Origin of the sequence: Micromonospora sp. NPDC048935 (genome assembly GCF_043197875.1) — a bacterium.
Taxonomy (GTDB): Bacteria; Actinomycetota; Actinomycetes; order Mycobacteriales; family Micromonosporaceae; genus Micromonospora.
Genome location: NZ_JBICTZ010000012.1, coordinates 117747 through 138614, shown reverse-complemented (window position 1 = coordinate 138614; position 20868 = coordinate 117747). Strand labels below are relative to the sequence as shown.

General features: G+C 68.0%; 20 protein-coding genes. 11 read left to right on the top strand and 9 right to left on the bottom strand.

Annotation, left to right across the window (positions count from 1 at the left end):
• Positions 1-86 precede the first annotated feature (86 nt).
• The 5 genes from ACGFIW_RS28250 to ACGFIW_RS28230 all read left to right on the top strand — a co-directional run bounded on the left by ACGFIW_RS28250 (position 87) and on the right by ACGFIW_RS28230 (position 4321).
• Entirely contained in the window at positions 87-1547 is a 1461-nt protein-coding gene (locus ACGFIW_RS28250) for a helix-turn-helix domain-containing protein (RefSeq protein ID WP_393321870.1), read from the top strand.
• Entirely contained in the window at positions 1544-2542 is a 999-nt protein-coding gene (locus tag ACGFIW_RS28245) for a phosphotransferase family protein (RefSeq protein WP_393321867.1), read from the top strand. The genes ACGFIW_RS28250 and ACGFIW_RS28245 overlap by 4 nt, the downstream gene beginning before the upstream one ends.
• 100 nt (positions 2543-2642) lie before the next feature.
• Positions 2643-3218 carry a GNAT family N-acetyltransferase gene (locus tag ACGFIW_RS28240; RefSeq protein ID WP_393321864.1) on the top strand — a complete coding sequence of 192 codons (576 nt, stop codon included), beginning with the start codon at positions 2643-2645 and terminating at the stop codon, positions 3216-3218.
• On the top strand, positions 3215-3754 hold the full coding sequence (locus ACGFIW_RS28235; protein WP_393321861.1) for a cysteine hydrolase family protein: 540 nt from the start codon (positions 3215-3217) through the stop codon (positions 3752-3754). Before ACGFIW_RS28240 ends, ACGFIW_RS28235 begins: the two co-directional genes overlap by 4 nt.
• 57 nt (positions 3755-3811) lie before the next feature.
• On the top strand, positions 3812-4321 hold the full coding sequence (locus ACGFIW_RS28230; RefSeq protein WP_393321858.1) for a flavoprotein: 510 nt from the start codon (positions 3812-3814) through the stop codon (positions 4319-4321).
• Here ACGFIW_RS28230 and ACGFIW_RS28225 read toward each other — a convergent pair.
• Complete coding sequence (locus ACGFIW_RS28225) at positions 4287-4589, bottom strand: hypothetical protein (RefSeq protein WP_393321856.1); 303 nt, start codon at positions 4587-4589, stop codon at positions 4287-4289. The two genes, ACGFIW_RS28230 and ACGFIW_RS28225, sit on opposite strands and share 35 nt — an antisense overlap.
• A gap of 12 nt (positions 4590-4601) precedes the next feature.
• Here ACGFIW_RS28225 and ACGFIW_RS28220 point away from each other — a divergent pair, with 12 nt between their 5' ends.
• From ACGFIW_RS28220 to tmk, 3 genes are read left to right on the top strand one after another with little or no spacing between them, the layout of a single operon-like run.
• Positions 4602-5405 carry a hypothetical protein gene (locus ACGFIW_RS28220; protein WP_393321854.1) on the top strand — a complete coding sequence of 268 codons (804 nt, stop codon included), beginning with the start codon at positions 4602-4604 and terminating at the stop codon, positions 5403-5405.
• A 46-nt stretch (positions 5406-5451) separates the two neighbouring features.
• The gene (locus ACGFIW_RS28215; RefSeq protein WP_393321852.1) at positions 5452-6852 is read left to right on the top strand and encodes a B12-binding domain-containing radical SAM protein; all 1401 of its coding nucleotides are present in this window, start codon (positions 5452-5454) and stop codon (positions 6850-6852) included.
• Positions 6849-7508, top strand: a complete 660-nt coding sequence (gene tmk, locus ACGFIW_RS28210) for a dTMP kinase (RefSeq protein WP_393321849.1) — start codon at positions 6849-6851, stop codon at positions 7506-7508. Before ACGFIW_RS28215 ends, tmk begins: the two co-directional genes overlap by 4 nt.
• Here the strand turns inward: tmk and ACGFIW_RS28205 are convergent.
• Positions 7466-8023 carry a class IV adenylate cyclase gene (locus tag ACGFIW_RS28205; RefSeq protein WP_393321846.1) on the bottom strand — a complete coding sequence of 186 codons (558 nt, stop codon included), beginning with the start codon at positions 8021-8023 and terminating at the stop codon, positions 7466-7468. The two genes, tmk and ACGFIW_RS28205, sit on opposite strands and share 43 nt — an antisense overlap.
• Positions 8024-8189: 166 nt before the next feature.
• On the opposite strand from ACGFIW_RS28205, the gene ACGFIW_RS28200 reads away from it, so the two are divergent.
• Positions 8190-11276, top strand: a complete 3087-nt coding sequence (locus ACGFIW_RS28200) for a DUF3427 domain-containing protein (RefSeq protein WP_393321843.1) — start codon at positions 8190-8192, stop codon at positions 11274-11276.
• A 66-nt stretch (positions 11277-11342) separates the two neighbouring features.
• Here the strand turns inward: ACGFIW_RS28200 and ACGFIW_RS28195 are convergent, their stop codons facing one another.
• Positions 11343-13442, bottom strand: a complete 2100-nt coding sequence (locus tag ACGFIW_RS28195) for an MMPL family transporter (RefSeq protein WP_393321840.1) — start codon at positions 13440-13442, stop codon at positions 11343-11345.
• Positions 13443-13697: 255 nt separating this feature from the next.
• Here ACGFIW_RS28195 and ACGFIW_RS28190 point away from each other — a divergent pair, with 255 nt between their 5' ends.
• Positions 13698-14183 carry a DUF3427 domain-containing protein gene (locus ACGFIW_RS28190; protein WP_393321837.1) on the top strand — a complete coding sequence of 162 codons (486 nt, stop codon included), beginning with the start codon at positions 13698-13700 and terminating at the stop codon, positions 14181-14183.
• 64 nt (positions 14184-14247) lie between these two features.
• Here ACGFIW_RS28190 and ACGFIW_RS28185 read toward each other — a convergent pair whose 3' ends face one another.
• From ACGFIW_RS28185 to ACGFIW_RS28175, 3 genes are all read right to left on the bottom strand, one after another.
• Positions 14248-14982 carry an LPXTG cell wall anchor domain-containing protein gene (locus ACGFIW_RS28185; RefSeq protein WP_393321834.1) on the bottom strand — a complete coding sequence of 245 codons (735 nt, stop codon included), beginning with the start codon at positions 14980-14982 and terminating at the stop codon, positions 14248-14250.
• Between the two features lie 361 nt (positions 14983-15343).
• A complete protein-coding gene (locus ACGFIW_RS28180; protein ID WP_393321832.1) occupies positions 15344-16582 on the bottom strand; it encodes a cellulose binding domain-containing protein in 1239 nt (412 codons plus the stop codon).
• The gene (locus ACGFIW_RS28175) at positions 16579-17694 is read right to left on the bottom strand and encodes an RICIN domain-containing protein (protein ID WP_393321829.1); all 1116 of its coding nucleotides are present in this window, start codon (positions 17692-17694) and stop codon (positions 16579-16581) included. The genes ACGFIW_RS28180 and ACGFIW_RS28175 overlap by 4 nt, the downstream gene beginning before the upstream one ends.
• Positions 17695-17975: 281 nt before the next feature.
• On the opposite strand from ACGFIW_RS28175, the gene ACGFIW_RS28170 reads away from it, so the two are divergent.
• Positions 17976-18413 (top strand): VOC family protein, encoded by a 438-nt coding sequence (locus ACGFIW_RS28170; protein ID WP_393321826.1) that lies wholly within the window; start codon positions 17976-17978, stop codon positions 18411-18413.
• 96 nt (positions 18414-18509) lie between these two features.
• On the opposite strand, the gene ACGFIW_RS28165 is transcribed toward ACGFIW_RS28170, so the two are convergent.
• The 3 genes from ACGFIW_RS28165 to ACGFIW_RS28155 form a co-directional block, all read right to left on the bottom strand.
• The gene (locus ACGFIW_RS28165; RefSeq protein WP_393321823.1) at positions 18510-19775 is read right to left on the bottom strand and encodes a hypothetical protein; all 1266 of its coding nucleotides are present in this window, start codon (positions 19773-19775) and stop codon (positions 18510-18512) included.
• Positions 19776-19871: 96 nt separating this feature from the next.
• Positions 19872-20231, bottom strand: a complete 360-nt coding sequence (locus ACGFIW_RS28160; protein ID WP_393321821.1) for a sigma factor — start codon at positions 20229-20231, stop codon at positions 19872-19874.
• A gap of 58 nt (positions 20232-20289) precedes the next feature.
• Positions 20290-20829, bottom strand: coding sequence for a hypothetical protein (locus tag ACGFIW_RS28155; protein WP_393321818.1), 540 nt, complete (start codon positions 20827-20829; stop codon positions 20290-20292).
• Between the last annotated feature and the right edge of the window lie 39 nt (positions 20830-20868).

Below are 20868 nucleotides of genomic sequence, written 5' to 3'. Positions count from 1 at the left end.
CGACCATATGCGTCGTGCGTATACCAGCTCCGCACGCACCGTGTTCAATGGATAGGTTCGATGAGGCGAGACGGACGGAGCCGCCGGTGACCCATGCGAACTGCCCCCGATGTGGCGGACGGCTGGCCCGGGACAACGACAGCGGACGGTGTACGCCCTGCCAGGCCGCCGAACGGGACCGGCTGAGCACACCGCCGGCGGTGCCGGCGAGCTTCTGGGAGCACGAGCCGGTGCGGCTCGCATTGGCAGAGCGGCATCTCGGGCGGGTGATCCGGGCGTACCGCTGCCATCCGCACCACGGGCGGGTCGCCTTGCCGCAGACCGTGGTGGCAGGGTGGTTGGGGATCACGCAGGCGCAGCTCAGTCGGGTGGAGAACGGGCCACCGCTGGTGCACCTGGACCGACTGGCGCACTGGGCCCAGCTTCTCGGGATACCCGCTCCCTGCCTATGGTTCGCCCTTCCCGGGCAGCCTCACCGGTCGATGGGCAAAGCCGAGAGCGCCCGCACCTCAACCGGTCCACAGGGTGCTGAGCCGGACGAGGGTCGGCGGGCCTTGCTGGCCGGTATCGCCGCCGTCGCTGCGGGAGCAGGTCTGCTCGGCGGCAGCGAGCTGGTCCAGCCCCGAAGAATCGGCACGGCGGACATCATTCGACTGAACGCGGTGCTGGAGCTTTATCGGTCGGTGGACCGCGAGAGCGGGGGCGGCCTGCTGTATCGGGAGGTGGCCCGGTTCGCGGAGTCGGTATATCGGATGCTTGATTGGTCGCACCCGGCCGGGCTCACGCCGCCCCTCATCGCGGCGGTGGCGACCGCACGACAACTGGCTGGCTGGACCGCGCTCGACGCGGGCAGACACGGCGACGCGCAACGGCACTTCGTCGCCGGAGAGCGCGCGGCGTTGACTGCCGGAAATGCGCCGCTGGTCGCAATGATCCGATACGCACAGGCCAAGCAGCTCCAACACCTGCGGCAGAACCGGGATGCCCTCGCGACACTGCAACTCACGCACGCGCAGCTGGGGTCGCACGCAACCCCGGCGGCCAAGGCCCTGCTCTGGGGCGCGGAGGCAGCCTCCATCGCGGCACTCGGCGACCACGAGACGGCCGTGAGGACCCTCGGGAAGGCGAGCGACCAGTTCGAGCGCATCGACAGAGCGCGTGAGCCTGCCTGGATGGGCTTTTACGACCGCGGTGAGCTGTTCGCTCAGTACGGGCGCGTATACCGAGACATGGCACGGCGAGATCGCAGGCACGCATCCGAGGCCGTGCGCTGGGGTAGGGATTCCATCGCGGCATTCGGCGCCGCGAACGTCCGCAGCACCGTGCTCAACGAGGTCGGACTGTGCAGTGCGCTGTTCTTGGCCGACGAACCTGAGCAGGCGCTCGCCGTGGGTGCGCGGGTGCTGACGCAGGCACGGGCGATGAGCTCCAAGCGGGTAATTGATCGGGTGGTCAATCTGCGTCGTGATCTCACTCGGCACAGAACGCTTCCTGAGGTGGCCACCTTCGAGCGTTCCCTCAGCGCAGAAACTGCGCTGGGCGCATGAGCGGACGGTTCTCCGAGGCGACGATGACGACGGCCATGCGGGACATCGCCAGCAGCCTGGGCGTCTCGGCCGACGACGCCCAGTTGCTGCGACTGACCAACAACGCCGTCTTCGCCCTGCCCCGGGCCGGAATCGTCATCCGGATCGCGCGGACCCATCAACTCCAGGAGAGAGTGCGGAAGGTGGTCCAGCTTGCGCGCTGGTTCGCCGAGATCGACGCGCCGACGATCCGTCTCGCGCGAGACGTCGAGCAGCCAATCAAAATCGGGGACCTCGTCGCTTCGGTGTGGCAATACGTCCCGTCGCAACCACCTACCCTGACGGCGGAGAACCTTGGCACGGTGCTGCGCGAATTTCACGCACTCGGCGTGCCACCCTTCCCGCTGCCCGTCTGGGACCCGGTCGGCGACGCACGGAGACGGCTGGCTGATGCTGACGGGCTCAGCAAGCCCGACCGGGACTTCTTGGTCGACTGGTGTGAGCGCCTGGAGCCGCAAGTCACGGCCCTCATCGAGCGCGGGACGCAGACGCTTATCCACGGCGACGCCCACGCAGGCAATCTGCTCAGAGAGACGTTGGGGCGGACGGTCCTGTGTGATTTCGACGCGACATGCATCGGCCCGTGGCAGGTTGACCTAGCGGCGGTTGCGGTCGGCGAGGCACGGTTCGGAGATGCAGGGAGACACCGCTCGTTGGCCACCGCCTACGGCTTCGACGTCACATCGGACCCGTCCTGGCCGCTTCTTCGGCAAGCACGCGAGTTGAAGATGATCGCAGCCGCCGTACCGCTCCTGACGACCTCGGCGGCCGTGGCTGCGGAATTTGTCAACCGCCTCCACTCGGTGCGGAAGGACAGCCACGCCAAGCCCTGGCGCCCATTCGCCGACCTCGTCACGCCTCAGCCCGAGCGGAAATCTCCAAAATCACCACCTGAGCGCGAAAGGCATAGCACTGGACGTCCTGTCGGCAGCCAGTCAGATGAACTCGGGGCATAAGCCGGCAGCTTGCGCAGGTGCGCTCGAACCTAGCCGCGTCACGGCACCCGACCACGGCAACGCGGCAGTTCGTTCACCCCTACGACCGGGCGGTGAGTATGTGATCGAGGGCCTGCAACTTCGCCATCACAGTGCCGAGGAGGCCGAGGGGATCCTCGATCAGCTTGTGGACCTCTACCTGGAGGTCTACGCCGGTGGCAGCGAGTTCTACAGCGAGGACCGCTACCGGCGTCAGCTCGACCTCCACATGCAGCGGGTCGGGTGGGAGCTGGTCACCGCCACACTTGACGGGGCTTTGGTCGGCTACATCTACGGCTTCCCGCTACCTCCGCAGACGCGATGGTGGGAAGGCATCCACGAACCCGTGCCGCCCGGCTTCACCGAAGAGGAGGGCACTCGCACCTTCGCGCTCAGCGAGCTGCTGGTCCACCCCGCCTGGCGCAGTCGGGGCATCGCTGCCGCACTGCATGACGAGCTTGTCGCGGCCCGAGGTGAGCCGCGAACCACGCTCCTGGCTCGTCCCGACAATGCTGCCGCTCAAGCGGCGTACCGCTCCTGGGGATGGACCAAGGTGACCAAGCTTCAGCCGAGCTGGGAGAACGCGCCGGTCTTCGATGTCCTGGTCCGAACACCAGCCCACAACACCGCGGCCCTGAGCGGCAGAGTCGACACATGACCGGGACGCATGCCGCCCTGATCGTCATCGACATGCAGAACGGCTTCATCAACGATCGCAGCCGAGACGTCATCCCGAAGGTCGTTGAACTGGTCGAGCAATGGGAGGCGACCGGGCGGCCGGTGGTGTTCACCCGCTATCACAACTACCCCGGCAGCCCATTCGAGCGGTTGATCCGCTGGTCCGCGGTGCAGCACCCACCCGAGACGGAGATCGTGCCCGAGCTGGCGCATCATGCCGACCGTGCCCGAGCGGTAATCGACAAGCAGATCTACTCGTACTTCTCCTCCGAGGGTGCTGCGTTGACGGAACAGGAGGGGTGGACCGACCTGGTGTTCTGCGGCGTAGCCACGGAAAGTTGCGTGCTGAAGTCGGCGGTTGACGCCTTCGAGCGTGATCTCACGCCGTGGCTCGTGACCGATGCATCCGCCAGTCATGGCGGACAACCCGCACACGATGCCGGCCTCCTGGTTGCGCGTCGGTTCATCGGTGCCGGGCAGCTCATCAAGATCGACGACGTTGGCGTCAAGCTCTGAAAGGTGCAGCGCCGATGCGCTCCACTGCACGTGGTCCGACTCGGGCAGACTGCTGGCATGACGGAACACCCGGTGTTGTATCTGGTCGTCTGCGCCGCGGGTCCGGCGGAGCACATCGACGAGCTTGTCGACCTCCTGATCGCCGACGGGTGGCGGGTATGCATGATCGTCAGCCCTACCGCCGCACCGTGGATCGACCGAGCGGCGTTGCAGGACAAGACCGGCTATCTCGTACGCGTCGAGTGGCGGATGCCCGGCGACCCCGAGCCGCACCCACCGGCCGATGTGGTGGTCGCCGCGCCGGTCACGTTCAACACCGTGGCGAAGTGGGCGCTGGGCATCAACGACACGTTGGCGCTCGGCGTTCTCAACGAGTCAACGGGCGCCGGCCTACCAATCCTTGCCTTTCCGCACGTCAAGGCGGAACTGGCCGCGCATCCGGCGTATGCGGGTCACGTGGCGGTGCTGCGCGCCGCCGGCATTGTCGTGGCAGAGGGGAATCCGATGGCCAGGCCGGACCGATGGGCCGTGGTCAGCGAGGCAGTGCGCCTAACTCGACGGCCCTGAAGTCCTTCTGCTGCCTGCGATGCCGGAGTTGCACCAGCGCGTCGGTGAAGCCGGTCACCGACTGATTGGGTGTAGCAGCGAAATCGGGGATCAGCACCGCCGATGCTTCCCGCGTCAGCCGGCATTTGACCGACACGAACGGCCCCGCGGACGGCGAACGGTCCAGGTCAATGGTGCCGTTCTCAGAGTGGTACACCGAGACGATCTCGGCGAGTCCATAACCGGCAGAATTGATCGAGATGCAAGACTTGCCCCCGACGTTGAGCATGGAGGAGGACCAATGGGCTTCGGCTATCTCATGACGGATCATCCAGGCTGGCAAACTGATGGCACCCGATATCACCGGCTGGTAGTGGCTGACACCGGCGACCTTTGGCTGGCCGGGTCAAGCGGAACAGAACTATCCTGGGCGTCAGTCATCGGACAGAGCATGTCCCCTCCCCTTGAGGTGTTTGCCGTTCCGACGAACGCCGCCCCGCAGGCCGCACCCATCCACGCACCACTCACGACGTTCGGCACCGTTGGCCGGCTACGCAACCTGAGCCTCTGGGACGCGCTCGCCACGGCCATCGTCCGTCAAGTAGTCAGAGCGGCTCAGGCCCGGAAGCTGTACAGAGACTTCGCCGGCCGATACGGCCCGAGCGTCGCAGTATCTGGTGAGATGGACATCCACTCTTTCCCATCTCCCGAACGTGTGTTAGCTCTAAGCGATGAAGCTTTTACTGAGAGTGGCATGGCGTTCAAGCGCAGGACGCTGCGGCATGCCGCCGAGGCATTCCTCGCCCACGGCGCCTACTGGCAGGAAGTCACACCGTCGGTCCTGGTCAAGGAGCTTCAGGTCGTGCCCGGCATCGGCCCATGGAGCGCAGGCGCCGCGGTTGCTGACTGGAGCAACGACTGGACGGTGTATCCATACGGCGACCTCGCGGTCCGCACCTGGGCACAGAGGGCGAACCCCGACTACCCCTGGCCGATTGAGGAGGCCGCTTTCAGCCGAGTGTGGCGGCGAGTGACAGGTGAACACCTCGCCACCTACACCCTGCTCACCCTCGCCTCGGGCTGCAGACGAGGCGGGACCATCTGAATCGCCCCTCCTCGGCGCAACTCCGGGCAGACCGATTGATCTCCTATTGGTCAACGCGCCCCTCCGCGACTATGGCCAACGTCCAAGGGTTAACGACTTCACTCTGCCCGTACTCGGAATGGGTTATCTGGCCACCTACGCGGCCACACAGGGCTTCAACGTCGGCGTACTTGACGGCGAATCGCTCGGACTCGGACTCGACAAGATCCGCACCATCATCAACGAAGCTGCGCCTCGATGGGTGGGTTTCAACCTTCTGGCCCCGACCTACGAGCTGAGCGCGCAGATCGCCGCCGGCCTCGACCCCGCAATCCAAATCATGGTGGGCGGCCACCAGGCAAAGGCGATGCCGACAGCAGTCATCGGGGACCCTCGGTTCAAGCAACTGCAGGCACTCGTTATCGGTGAGGGCGAGAGTCGCGTTGCGGAGTTGCTTCGAGACCGACGCAACCGGGCTCAATTGCCTGGTGTCATGTGGAGAGACCCAATCCTGCAGACGCCAGTAAGCGGCGGCGTGCCTGGATCGGCATGGCACCTCTCTCCAGACATAAACGCCTTACCGTTTGTGGACCGTCGCTACTTTGCCGCCGATCCGTATCACCCTGACGGAGGGCCATGGGAGGCGGCGATGGTAGGCGCACGAGGCTGCCCATATGACTGCTCCTTCTGCGGAGCCGCCGTGAGCGCCAACCCGGACGTGACGATCCGCACGCGAGATCCAAGAAGCATCATCGCCGAGATGGACGAAGTTAACGCCCTCTACGGAGTGACTGCGTTCCGCTTTGTCGACGACCTCTTCCTAGGCTACGAACGCTTTATTCGTCAGTGCATGACGGCGTTTTCGGAAGCAGGGGTTGGCAACCGGTATGTTTGGGACGCTACTGGGCGGATCAACATCCTGGCCCGAGCGGACGACACCCTCCTGACAACTCTGGCCGAGAACGGATGCCGCGAAATCGCACTCGGAATTGAGTCAGGGAGTGAGAGGGTGCTCAACCACGTCGGTAAGCGCATCAGCCCGGAACTGACCCGGCAAGTAGTCCGCCGTTTAACTAGTTTTGGCATCGGAGTCAAAGGCTACTTTATCCTGGGCCTACCGACCGAGACACAGGAGGAACTTGACGCCACGGTCCAGCATGTTTACGAGTTGTGGGATATCTCCGCCAACTCGCCCGGCTCATTTCGCGCCAGCGTTTTTGAGTTTCGGCCTTATCCGGGCACTCCAGAGTGGAGCCGGATCCTGGCGACCGGCCGCTATGACCCGTCGCAGCTTCTCGACTACAGCGCGATTGACCTGACCAGCGATGGATTGGACGAAGCGATGCGCGGGCGGGACGAATTCAATTTCTCCGTCAACCTTCAGTTTGGCGAGGTCGGACTTCCCTACCTCCGAAAGAAGCTGGTCGAGTTGGCCCGCGCACAGCACGATCGACTGGCAGCCCGGTGACCGGCCGATTCATCGTGCTGGATGGACCCAGCGGCGTCGGCAAGACCACGGTTACGGCACTCCTCACCAGGCTCCTCACTGACGCCGGATGGTCGGTCCATCAAACCAAAGAGCCAACGACCACCGCGATCGGACAGACTGCTCGTTATGGTACGGATGAGTACCGCGGTCTGACACTGGCTTGCCTGGTCACCGCAGACCGGTATCACCACCTAGACACAGAGATCCGCCCCGCTCTTGATGCGGACAAAGTTGTTCTATGTGATCGCTATCTGCCAACCTCGCTGGTCTTACAGCAACTCGACGAAGTCGACCACGACTACATCTGGGCTCTTAATCGATATATCAGGCTGCCCGATTTGACCGTCATACTCACCGGCGATCCGACCCGCTCACGAAACCGGGCCGCTGAGCGAGGCATCCACAGTCGCTTCCATCGGGGCGGCGCCGAGGCTGGGATCCAGGAACGGGACCTGTACCTTCAGGTGGCCGAGGAGCTGGCCGAAGCCGGCTTTCCGGTACACGTGCATGAGATAGGTGATCAGCGCCAGGACGAAGTCGCCATTGAGCTATTCACTCGCATTCGAACGCTACTCACTCACGTGCCCAACGGTCAGACCCCGACGACGGTAGCCGACCTGATCAGGGAGTCATAAGTCTCGGTGCTTTGCTTCAGCGACACGTTGAGCGACTGAGCAAACCGGTCCAGTTCCTGTTGTACCTCCTCCGCAGGCCGGTCACCGCCCACCATCGCCTCGATCTCGAAGTACGCACCAAGACCGTCGATTTCGTCGAGACACAGCAACATTCTCCCAACGTGGGCAGTACGACGAGTCTTCGTAATCCGTACCGTCGGGTAAAAGCCCATGGCAAGAATCGCAGCGTGCATCTCATCCCGGCCAAGCACTTCAGTCTCGTGCTCCTGGCACGCCAATTCGTTGGCCAGTGGCTTCTTCACACAGAAGAGGTGCCGGCCGTTCTCGGTCCGCAGCCGAGCGAACGCTGCGCCAATCTTGCTCTGTCCATATGTCCAACCCAAAGCGGCGTACGCCTGGTCGTCCTGCCGCACCGGCTCCGAAAAATCCACGCCGCGAGCCCGAAGCGAGGAGATCAATGCAGCTGGTTCATCCACTCGATACTTCACTTCGATCTCACGGATGCCGTTAGTCATCAGGTCTCCCGGGCCCAGCGATCATAGACCAGGCCACTCAACCACACGGCAGACGCATCAGGGCGTTGACACTCTGATACCGACCCATACCGGACGCATGCCGTCGCCCGTTATGTCCCTACGGAGAGGGCAGTGCAGCAGCGGCCGGGCCAGCTAGATTGCTCGAATGACGGATCTTGAGCGGGGCGTCTACGAGCACCTCATCACCCGTGAGCTGGCCGACCGCCTCCAGCATGTCGATCCCGCCCTGGTCCAACAGCACAAGCTCGACCCCGCCGACGCCCACCACACCCTCGCCCGCCACATCGCGACCCTGGCCGCCCGCGCCCTCCAGTCCGTCCCCAACGGCGACGACAAGCTCCACCACCAGGTCAACCTGGCTAACCAGATCGCCGAAGCCATCGCCACCCTCAGCCCAAAGGCAGCGACAGCACAGGACCAGGTCACCGACACCAAGCACCTGCTCCACGCCATCGCCGCCCCGCCGATCCCACCCGCGCAGCCCACCTTCCCGCAGCGCCCCACCACTCCCCTCTCCACCGGCGCGCTGCTGGTCAACGGCCGTCACCAGCCTCGCATCGGCCACGAGGTCAACCACGAGATGGCCTCCGCCGAGAGCGTCGACCTGCTCTGCGCGTTCATCAAGTGGTACGGCCTGCGCATCGTCGAGGCGGCCATCCGTGAGCTGATCGCCAGAGGTGGGAAGGTCCGCGTCATCACCACCACCTACCTCGGTGCGACCGATCAGCGGGCGCTGGATCGGCTCACAGAGCTGGGTGCCGACGTCAAGGTGTCGTACGAGACGAGGACGACAAGGCTGCACGCCAAGGCGTGGCTGTTCCGCCGCCACAACGGCACGACCACCGCGTACGTCGGCTCGTCGAACCTGTCGAAGACCGCGCTCGTGGACGGCGTGGAGTGGAACGTCCGCATCTCGAACATGGAGCAGCCGCACGTCATCGACACGTTCACGGCGACGTTCGAGGACTACTGGAACGATCCGGCGTTCGAGGCGTACGACGTGACCCGGGACGCCGAGCGGCTACGGCAGGCGTTGAGCGGGGAGCGGCGCGACCAGGCGCCCGCCGAGATCTCGAACCTGGACGTGCGCCCGTACCCGTATCAGGCCGAGATCCTGGCCGACCTGGACGCGGAGCGGTTGGTCCACGGCCGGTGGCGCAACCTGGTGGTGATGGCGACCGGCACCGGCAAGACCGTGGTCGCCGCCCTCGACTACCGCCGGCTGCACCGCAGCGGCAGGGTCGACTCGCTGCTCTTCGTCGCTCATCAGGAGCAGATCCTGCGGCAGAGCCTGTCGACGTTCCGGCAGGTGATGGGGGACGGCAGCTTCGGCGAGACGCTTGTCGCGGGCGAGCGGCCGAACGGCTGGAAGCACGTCTTCGCCTCCATCCAGTCGCTGCAACGCCGGGAGGTGGACCCCGAGACGTACGACATGGTGATCGTCGACGAGTTCCACCACGCGGAGGCGCCGACGTACGCGCGGCTGTTGGAGCGGCTGCGTCCCCGCGTACTCCTGGGGCTGACGGCGACCCCCGACCGGGCCGACGGCGGCGATGTGCGCCGGTGGTTCGACGGCCGCGCCGCCGTCGAGTTGCACCTGTGGGAGGCGTTGGAGCGGCAGTTGCTCGCGCCGTTCCAGTATTTCGGACTGCACGACGACGTGGACCTGTCACAGGTCACCTGGAAACGCGGGCAGGGCTACGACCTGACCGAACTCGACGTTCTCTACACCGGCAACCACGCTCGGGCGCGGTCGGTGCTGCGGGCGCTCGGCGACAAGGTCGACGTCGGGCGGATGCGGGCGCTCGGGTTCTGCGTGAGCATCGGGCACGCGGAGTTCATGGCCGGTTGGTTCCGGCAGCACGGCGTCGAGGCGGCGGCGGTGACGTCAGGTGTCGACCGCGCGACGCAGCAGGGGATGCTGCGCGACTTCAAGGCCGGCAAGCTGCGGGTGCTCTTCACTGTCGACCTGTTCAACGAGGGCGTCGACCTGCCGATGGTCGACACGATCCTGCTGCTGCGGCCCACCGAGAGCGCCACGATCTTCCTGCAACAGCTCGGCCGTGGCCTGCGCCTGGACGACGACAAGCCCTGCCTGACCGTGCTCGACTTCATCGGCGGGCAGCACGCCAACTTCCGGTTCGACAGGCGGTGGCGTGCCCTGACCGGGGTGAGTCGACGGGCGATCATCGAGGCGGTTCGCGACGACTTCCCGAGCCTGCCGAGCGGTTGCCACGTCGAGTTGGACCGGGTGGCCAAGGAGGTGGTGCTCGCCAACCTGAAGAGCGCGCTGCCTACCTCGAAGGCCGGCCTGGTGTCTGAGCTGCGGCAACTCGGCGACGTCAGCCTCGCGACGTTCCTGCGCGAGACCGGCCTGGAGATCGAGGACGTCTACCGGTCGGCAAGCATCGGCGGCTGGACCGGGCTGCGGCGACTCGCCGGCCTGGAGACGTCCACGCCCGGCCCGGCTGACCGGGAACTGGGCCGGGCCATCGGTCGCATGCTGCACACCGACGACACCGACCGGCTGGAGCTACTGACCCGGGTCGCGGCCGGACCGCCCGCGCCAGGTCAGCAGGTGTACGCGGGCAACAGCCGCCTGCTGGACATGCTGCACTTCAGCCTCTGGGGGCCGAACGCACCCCTGGGCACCCGCGACGATCGGCTCACCCGGCTGTGGAAAGAGCCGGCGCGCTGTGCCGAGTTACGGCAGGTCGCCGAGGTGCTGCGGGACCGCATCCACCGGGTCACGCCGACTACCGCCCCGGGCGCGGTGCCGTTGCGGGTGCACGCCCGATACAGCCGCAACGAGGCGTGCGCCGCCTTCGGGATGACCAACCCGGGCTCGCTGCGTGAGGGGGTGAAGTGGCTGCCCGACGCGGGTGCCGACCTGTTCTTCGTCACCCTGGTCAAGTCGGAGGCGCACTACTCCCCCACCACGATGTACGCGGACCGGGCCATCACCGACACCCTGTTCCAGTGGGAGTCGCAGAGCACCACCTCGGCGGCGTCGGCGACCGGGCAGCGCTACACATCCGGTCGCTCCCCAGTGCACCTGTTCGTCCGGGAGACCCGGATCGCCGACCGTGACCTGGGCGCGCCGCCCTACCTCTATGCCGGCACGATGACATACGAATCGCACACCGGCGACCGGCCGATGCGGATCCTCTGGCAGCTTGACCACGCCCTACCCGCCGACGTCTACGCCACCGCCCGCACGATCGCGGCCTAGGTGACCCGGCAGCGGGTCAGGGATAGCCGTGTCGAATTTGATTCGTCTCCTGTCGGCGCAGTGCCACTAGCTCGGCTGGTCGACGGCACGGGCGTGTCGCCCGCCGGCTGACCGCTCGTCGCCGTGGCCCGGCCACCACGCCTTGTGCCCGATCAGCGCGGTCAGCGCCGGGACGAAGAACATCGACATGACGAACGCCGACAGCACGATGCCGATCGCCACCGCGAAGCCCATCTGCTGTAGGAAGGAGATCGGCGCGAGCAGCAGCACCGCGAACGTGCCGGCCAGGATCAGTCCGGCTGCCGCGACGGTTGGGCCGGCGTGTTGCACACCGATGGCGGCGGCCTCGTGTGGTTCGTTGCCTTCCCGCGCTTCCTCGCGTAGTCGGGCGATCATCAGGATGTTGTAGTCGGTCCCGATCGCCACCACGAAGAGGTAGAGGATGATCGGCAACTGGAACGTGACACCGGGCTCGCCCTGTAGCCCCTGGAAGAGGTAGACGGTGGCGCCCAGTGTGGCGGCGAAGTTGAGCAGCACCGCGATCACCAGGTAGATCGGCGCGACAAGGCTGCGCAGCAGCAGTGCGAGGATGAGCGCGATCAGGCCGGCTGCGACCGGCAGGATCACCGACAGGTCGCGGTTGTTCGCCGAGTTGATGTCCGCGAAGATCGCGGTCGTCCCGCCGACCAGCGCCCGGGTGCCCGGCGGGGCCGACGCGTGCACGGCATCGCGCAGGTCCTCGCGGACGAGGGTGATCGCCTCGTTGGAGACCGGGTTCTCGTTGAGCAGCAGATTGACCCGGGCCACACTCGGGTCGGTGCTGCGCTCCGGGGGCTGCGCCTGGCCCACACCCGGGGCTTTCGCCACGGCCGCCGCGAACTCGTTGACCTGCTGCTCGGTCAGTTGCGACCCGTTACTGGTGGTCAGGTAGACCTCGGTGGGGGCGAGCGCACCGGCGGCGAACCCGCGCTGGAGGTCCTGCGCGGCCTTCGCCGATTCGGTGTCCTGCGGGAAGCCGGCGCTGAAGTCGTAGTCGGCCTTGTAGCTCAGCACGCCTGCGGCGAGCGCGACCAGGATGATGCCGGAGATCGCCGCGACAAGTGCCGGCCGACGCCCGACGGTGGTGCCGAGCCGGTGGGACAGGGTGGCCTTGGGCGTACGCTGCCACGCCTTCGACGGCCAGAAGACGTACCGGCCGAGTAGCGAGACGACCGCCGGGACGAGGGTGAGCGAGGTGACAAGCATGACGCCGACCGCGATCGCGAGCGCCGGGCCGAGCGAGCCGAAGAAGCCCAGGGAGGCGAGGAGCAGCACGAGGAACGCGACGATTACCGCTCCGGCGGCCGAGGTGATGACCTCGCCGACCCGCTGGACGGTGACGATCATCGCGGTGCGCTTGTCGTCGCCGGCGCGCAGCCGTTCCCGGTAGCGGAAGAGCAGAAACAGGATGTAGTCGGTGCCGATGCCGAACAGCACGATCAGCAGGATCGTCTGCAGGTCCTGGCTGACACTGAGGTCGAATGCCTTGCCTGCGGCGGCGACGAGACCCGTGGTGATGCTCAGGACGACGCCGACGACCACAACGGGCAGCAGCGCGGCGATGGGGCTGCGGAAGATGATCAGAATCAGTCCGATGATCAGGATGATCGTCGCGATGCCGACCACGGCGAAGGCGTTGTTGAAGGTGTCCTCGTTGTCGACGAAGCTCGCCACGTCGCCGGCCACGCCTGCGGCCAGTCCACTGTTCGCCAACTCTGGGCCGATGTCCGTCCGCAGATCGCGGACGGCGTCGAGCAGCGTCGGGTCGTCGGGGGTGGGGGCGTCGAGCCCGACGTTGACGATCTGCACCGACTTGTCCGGCGCCACTGCTGCCGGGCCGGTCAGGTAGCCGGACGTGTGCGGGATGTTCTTGGCCTTGAGCGCCTGGGCGAGCTTGCCCACCGTCGCCTCGTCCGCGGGCGTGAGCTTCTGCCCGTCGGCGCGCTTGACCACGATGACCGCGGTCGCGGTGGCCTGCTGCGGAAACGCCTTCTGCCCGAGCTCGGTGGCCTGCACGGACTCGTACGAGCGGGGCAGGAAGCTTTCCTGATCCGCTGAGGTGATGTCGCTCAGCGATGGCGTGGTGAGGATGATGGCGGCTGCCGCCACCACCCACCCGGCAATCACCCACCACGCTCTGCCCACAACGAATCTGCCCAGCCGCTCGAACATGGTTCCCCCCGTGCGTTCGACATCACAGCCGTCTGGGCCTGGAGCGCCCAGGGCGCGTACCCCATCACTCTTCCGGGCGATCTTCGCTACCCGCTGTGCAGACTACCTTCGCTCGCCACTCCTTTTCGGATGCTTGGCCTTCGAGGGCTGCGGGAGTTTCAGAGGCTGGGGCCTGCGGAGCCTTGCCGACGTACGTCGGCGAGCCTCGCCGTGCCCTCGACGCTTGCCGCCGAGGGCACGGCGATCGACACGCGGCTCCGAATCGAGGACGTGTACCGCTCGGCCAGCATCGGCGGCTGGACCGAGCTGTGGCGGCTCGCCGGCATCGAGACGTCCGCGCCCGGCGCGGATGCCGACCTGTTCTTCGTGACCCTGGCCGAGTCGGAGACGCACTACTCCCCCGCCACCGTGTACGCCGACCGGGCCATCACCGACGACGACCTGTTCCAGTGGGAGTCGCAGAGCATCGCCTCGGCGGCGTCCGGGCAGCGCTACACATCCGGTCGCTCCACAGTGCACCTGCTCGTCCGAGAGAGCCGGAGAGCCGACCGTGACCTGGGCGCGCCGCCGTACCTCTACGCCGGCACCATGACGTACGAGTCGCACAGCGGCGACCGCCCCATGCGCATCCTGTGGCAACTCCACCACGCCCTACCCGCCGACGTGTGCGCCACCGCGCGGACGATCGCCGCCTGAGCCTTCCGCGCCACGCTGAACGCGCCCGGCCCGACGAAGCATCGAGCCGGGCGCGTCACATGAGCTATGCGACGAAGCGGGCCCGGCGTCGGCGTCCGATCACGTAGACCGCGCCGCCGAGGAGCAGAAGCGCACCGCCGATGCCGGCCACGGTCGCGGTTTGGGCACCGGTCACCGGCAGCCCGCCGCCGTCGCCGCCGGCCGCGGCCGCGGGGGTGGAAGAAGCAGCGGTCGGCACGACGGTCGCCGTGGCACTGGGCGAGACGCTCGGCGTGGCAGTCGGCGTCGCGGTGGGCCGAGACGTCGGGGTGGCCGTCGGCTGGGACGCGCAGTCAAGCGCACGCGCGGCGTACAGGCCGTTGTTCAGGTATGCCAGGTAGGCATCGACGGCTTCCTCGTCGAGCACCTTCTGTGCGGCCGCCTTCACGTTGGGACCGGCGCCCGTCATCGTCTGGCCCACCGAGATCCGCAGAGCAATCAGCCAGTGTGTCTGCAGATCCTTCTTGAGGAACGCGCGGAGCTCGTCCGGCGTGCCCTTCAGCCGCTCCTGGATCCTGTCCGGCAGGACGGGCAACGAGTCGGTCGCGGCCAGGATATCGGCGGTCAATATCCGAAGCTGTTGGTTCGTGGCGGTGTCCAGGTCGATGGTGACAAGCTCGCGAATATCCTTGTACACCTTGCGCTCGACCGTTTGGCAGGCCGCGTTCAGGCCCGGCGCTTGGGCTTGCGCCACCGCCGGTGCCGCCGGAACCAGAAAAGCCAGCGCTATGAGGGCGCCGGCCGGGAACTTCCATCGCATGTGGATCTTCCTCCCCGTTGTTGATCAAAGCATGGAGATATTACAGTCAGCAGCCGGGAAGGGGTGTCCCACGGATCAGAGGGGTCGGGTAGGTCACCGGCACCAAGCTCGTCCAGCGGTCACCGCCGAGAGCCTCCGGGGAGGCCACCGTCTCATCGATGGAGAAAGCGAAGCCCAGCCGGGCAGTTTGCTCAACGGCCGTCGACCCGGGTCAGGCGCGCACGTCCGCCGTCGTCGTCGCGACGGTGCCCCGAAGGAGTACGTCGGCGAGCCGCGCCACGCACCTCGACGCGGGGTCGAGGTGCGCGGCGATCAACCGGTGGCTCCCGCTCCGGGCCGAACGTTCACGATCTACGCCTGGTCAGGAGCTGGCGCAGGTCGGTGACGTGGCGGCCGGCGTACCGGAGCCGAGGAAGCCGAAGCTCGTCGTGGCACCGGCAGCGAGCGAGCCGTTGTAGGAGACGTTGCGTACCGTCGCGGTCGACCCGCTGGTGCTCAGGGTGCCGCTCCAGACCTGGCTGATGCTCTGGCCGTTGTTCAGGTCCCACCTGACGGTCCAGCCGTTGATGGCGGCGGTGCCGGCGGTCACTGTCACCTCACCCTGGAAGCCGCCGGACCACGCGTTGACGGTGCGGTAGGTCGCGGTGCAGGTGGGGCCGGTGGGTGGTGGCGTGGTGGGCGTACCCGTGGTTGGCGGGGCGGACGTGGGCGGTGCCGGCGGGCCGTCCGGCGGCACCAGGGGGCAGGTGGCGTTGTACCGCGAAACGCCTGTGCTGTCCGCCAGTGGGCAGAGGAACTGGGTGTAGCGGGTGTCGTTGTCCAGGAAGATCTTGAGCCAGGGGATCAGGAGTCGCATCTCGGTGGGGTTCGGCCTGGTGAACGAGAGGTGGTCGTTGCCGGCCAGTTCCGCCCAGGCATGTTCCACCCCGGCGGGCAGGGTGTTGTAGATGCCCTGCACGTAGGAGGGCGTGACGGTCCCGTCGTTCTGTCCGGACAGGAGCATGGTGGGGACCTGGGTGGTGGACATGTTGAGGTTGTTGCCGGGCGTACCGGGTGCGAGGCCGACCGCCGCCTTCAGGGTCGGCCGCCGGAGGGCGGCGAGGAGGGTGCCGGCCCCGCCCGCCGAGTGGCCCATGACGCTCAGCCGGTTGGGATCGACCCGGTTGCGCAGCGGGCTGGTCCGGGTGAGGTAGTCAAGTGCGGCGAGCAGTTGGGTGGCGCGGGCGTCGGCGCCGTCGGTGCGGCTGTTGGTCTCGATGCCGATCACCACGAACCCGAAGGACGCCAGCCAGGGACCCATCCAGGCTTCCTCGTTGGCGAACAGGGCGGAGTAGCCGGGCACGATCGCTACCGCACCCCAGGTGCCCAGGCTGGTGTCGGTCGGGTAGTAAACGTACCCGCCGTTGAAGCCGTTGCCGGCGGGGACACTCGCCTGCGCGGTGGCGAACGGTCCGCGGGTGGCGGCGACGCTGGCGGGGGTCGGGTCCGGACCCCGTTGGTACGGGCTGTCCGCGACCGCCGCGTCCCGGGTCGCTGTGGCCAACGCCAGGCCGAGGACCACGGCCAGCGCGGCCGTCAGCCATCGTGTCGGTTGCCTCATCGACGGCTCCACTGCTGGTTGGCCTGGCCGGTGCAGGTCCAGAGGACGAGCTTGGTGCCGTTGGCGGTGCCCTGGTTGTACGGGTCCAGGCAGAGGCCGGACTGCACGCCGGTGATGGTGCCGTTCGCGTTGACGTTCCACTGCTGGTTCGTCCCGCCGTGGCAGTCGTAGATGGTGACCTGGGTGCCTGGGGCGGTGCTGTTGCCGGCGGCGTCGAGGCACTTGTTGCCGTAGACGGTCAGCGTCTTGGTGGACGTGTAGGTCCACTGCTGGTTGGTGCCGCCGTGGCAGTCCCACAACTGCACCTGGGTGCTGTTGGTGGTGGAGTAGCCGGGGACGTCGACGCACCTGCCGGAGCGGGTGCCCACGAGCGTGGTGGTGGTCTGTCCGCCGCCGCTGCCGGGGTTGCCGATGCTGCCGGGCACCGCCTGCAACGCGCTGTACCAGCGGGCGGCCATCTTGTCGTAGCCACCGGCGGTGGGGTGGACGCCGTCGATCAGGTCGGCGGTGCTGAGCGCGCTGTACATGTCGACCAGGTGCACCCGCTTGCCGGCGCTGACCTTGCTCTGCACGATGCCGGGAATCGCCGCGTTGAAGGTGCGGGCGGCGGCGTTCTGGCCGCTGTTCGAGATCGGGATGATCTGCGCCACGAACACCTCGGCGGTGGGCGCCGTATTGGTGATCTTGTCGATCAGGGTGGAGAGCCGGTTCGGGGCGGTGCTCACGTTGTAGTTCTGCAGGATGTCGTTGGTGCCGATGTGCAGCAGGACGGTCTGCGGTCGTTGGGTGTTCAGCCAGCCGACGATGTTCGCGTCGATCTGGTCGATGCGCCAGCCGGGATGCCCCTGGTGGTCGTGGTCACCGAGGCTGGCCGGCCCGTTGAACTGCGACCCGACGAAGTCCACCGTGTACCGGGCGCTGGCGAGGCGCTGCCAGAGCCCGATGCGGTACCCGCCGGGCACCTGGGTGCCCTCGGTGATGGAGTCGCCGAGCGGCATCACCCGCACCCCGCCGTTGGATTCCGCGTTGGCCGGCCCGGTGGGTGTCACCACTCCGGCGACCACGACGCCGAGCGCGGCGAGCGTCGCGAGCCATCGTGCCCTCGTTCGCATAGCTGTCTCCCCTGGTTTGGTCGAGCTGGCCGAGGGCATGGGCCGGCCGGGAGGGCCGCCACGGGCAGCCGGCAACCTCTGGGAGCAGGGCCGGCCGGACCGAGCAGCCGCCGGCTGCCGGGCATCTACCCGGCGGGCGCCGATCGTCACATCGGCATGGCGTTACTGCCTCAGCACTGGGACGAGTGTGAGCGTTAACAGAGAAGAGTGTAGATTCCTCGGATTGATCTGGTCTACTGCCTGTCGCGCCCTCCGAGTAATCGGAGCGTTAGGTTACGAGGATGGAGCAGCGGATCAGTCTGATCACCCTCGGCGTCTCGGACCTGGCGCGCGCCAAAGCCTTCTACGAGCACCTCGGCTGGCAGGGCCAGGAGGTCGAGGAGACGGTCTTCCTCCAGGCCGGCGGCCTGGCCCTGGTGCTGTGGAGCCGGGACAAGCTGGCCGCCGACGCGGGCGTCCCCAACCCGGACACCGGTGGCTTCGGCGGAATGACCCTGGCCCAGAACGTTCGCTCCCGGGCGGAGGTCGACGAGGTGATGGCCGTTGCGGGCCAGGCCGGTGCCGAGGTGACCCAGCCGGCACGGGAGACGTTCTACGGCGGTTACGCCGGCTACTTCGCCGACCCGGACGGTCACGTCTGGGAGATCGCCTGGAACCCCGGCTTCACGCTCGGCCCGGACGGCTCCCTCACCCTCCCCGACTTCGGCGCCACCACCTGACCCGATCACACCGGCGAAGGCAACGAAGGCCGCGCCGACCACGGCGGGGAAGGCGAGAAGGCCGAGCTGCGGACACGGGACGGCGACGGCCCGAGATCACGTTCCGGTCGGCGGGCAGAGCAGCCGGTCCACGGGCGGCAGCAGGGGATCCAGGCACGCCGTCACCAGCGCGGAGTCGGGCGTCGTGGTCGGTGACGGTACGCCCGGCCAGGCCGCCGTGGGCGGGTCGGTCGGCCCCGGAGTGGGCGTCGGCGTCGCGACGACTGACGGGGCTGGAGCGCTGGTCGGAGTGGGTGCGCTGGACGGGGCCGGCTCGATGAACGGCACCGGTGCGGTGGTTGGTGCCGGCTCGGCGAACGGCACCGGAGCGGTGGTGGGGACCGGCGCAGTGGCGGACGGACCCGGAGCGGCGGGCCGCCGCGTACCGGCCGCCGGAGGCCGTACCGGACGCGCCAGCGCGCTCGGGCTCGGCGGGGCCAGCAGGACGGAGGGCGCCCGCAGCGAGGCGTCCAGCGCGGTGGTCCGTACGGTCGGGTCGACAGTCGCGATGGTCGCCGCCTCCGCCCGTCGCAGGGGGCCAGCCCGCTGCGGTCCCCCGGCGCCGGGGCCCAGCGTCGCGAGCACCACTGTCGCGACGGCGGCGACGGCGAGAGTCCGGCGGTCGGGGCGTACCGCCGTCAGTGGCGCGTCGTCGGGTGCCGCCACCACCAGAGGCGCGGGCCGGGCGTGCCGGTGGGCGGCCAGCAGGGCGTCGACCTGCGCGCTGACGGCGGCACGGTCGGCGGTGGCCGCGAGGGTGAGATAGAAGCGGAAGTTCACCACGGCGGTGGCCGGAACCAGCAGCCCGGAGAGCCGGTGCCGGGATGGCGCGGATCCGGCAGGTCCGCGACGGTCGTCGGGCAGCAGGGTGACCGGCACGTCGGGGTGGTGGGCGGTCCCGACCAGGTCCGCGTACCGCCACTCGCGCCGGTGCCCGCGGCCGGCGAAGGCCACGCGGTGGCTGGTCACGACGGCCATGCCGGTGTCGACGGCCCGCAGGCCCGGCGGCAGCGCCGCGTGAACGGTGTCGGCGAAGTCGCAGGGACCCGGGCTGGGCAGGCCGGGGACGTGCCGCGCCTCGGCCTCGACGAGCGTGGCGACGGGAAGGACGCGGAAGACGAGTTCGCCGTGGTCGAGGTCCACCGGCAGGCCGGTGCGGGGCTGCGTACACCCGAGGAAGCCGGCGGCCTCGATGCGGAGCCGGGCCAGGTGGTCGTCGCGGCACAGCCAGGCGTCGGTGGCGTCGCGGTACGCGCGGTGCCGGCGCTCGTTTTCGCGCTGGGCCCAGGCGATCCGCCAGGGGGCGTAGGCCACAGAGGTCACGGTCACACGCGGTACAACCGCTCATGCACGTGACAGGGAACGCGACCACGATCGATGCATCCCGTTGCGCCCGAAAGGAGAGAATTGACGGGCAGGTCAGGCAGGGGCGGGCTCGAAGAGTTCGACGGGATTGCCGGCCGGGTCGTCCAGGACGAGCAGCAGCCGCAGGTTGCCGCGCCGGACGTCGCGCCCGAGGTCGGCCACCCGGCGTTCCAGCAGGCTCCGCCGGCGCAGGGCGTCGATCGCCCGCCGTTTGCCGACGGTGGTCAGCCACGCGCCCGGGTTGGCCGGTACGCCGTCGAGCGGCCACTGCTCCAGCGCGGCGACCAGGGCGTCCTGGGCCAACTCCTCGGCCCAGCCGACGTCGCGGACCAGCCCGGCCAGGGCGGCGACGACCCGCCCGGACTCGATGCGCCACACCGCCTCCACCGTGCGGTGCACCTGCTCGACCCCCATGACCGCACATCAGAGCAGGGCGGCACCAGCTCCACAAGGACCGCGCGTGGTGAGCCGTTCAGCCCGCGCGGCGCGGGTGGCGCACCGACCTGGGGTTCTCGGCGGGAAACCTCGACCGGGTCCGTGGTGGGTACGCCGCGCAGTGCTCGGCCCACTGCTCGGCGGCGGTGGCGAGGGCGTCCGCCGAGACGGTGAGGATCAGCGGGTAGATCGCGCCGGACGGGCGGCGCATCCACGGCGGCAGCGACTCGGCGGAGAACTCCACGATCAGCTCCAGCCGGCGGCGGCGGAGCACCCGGGAGCGTAGGGCCAGGTTGGGTTCGGTGAAACTGACCATGGCCGGTGGCGCGTTCGACCCGAGGGCCGCGGTGGCCTGCCCGCGCAGCCAGCCGCCGAACGCCCGGGCCTCCTCGACCATCAGGCTCGGGTAGTGGTGCGACCAGGTCTGGCCGTCGGCGGTGCGGGCGTCCACCTCGATGAGCAGCCAGTCGTGCCAGCCGGGCGCGGCCCGGTCTGGGTCGTCGGGCGGGTCGATGCCAGGCTGGTAGCCGACGGGGCGTATCCGCACCCGCGCGCCATCGTCAGACCGGATCTCCACTCGATCATTGTGGCCGACCAAAACGGGCCTAAACCACCA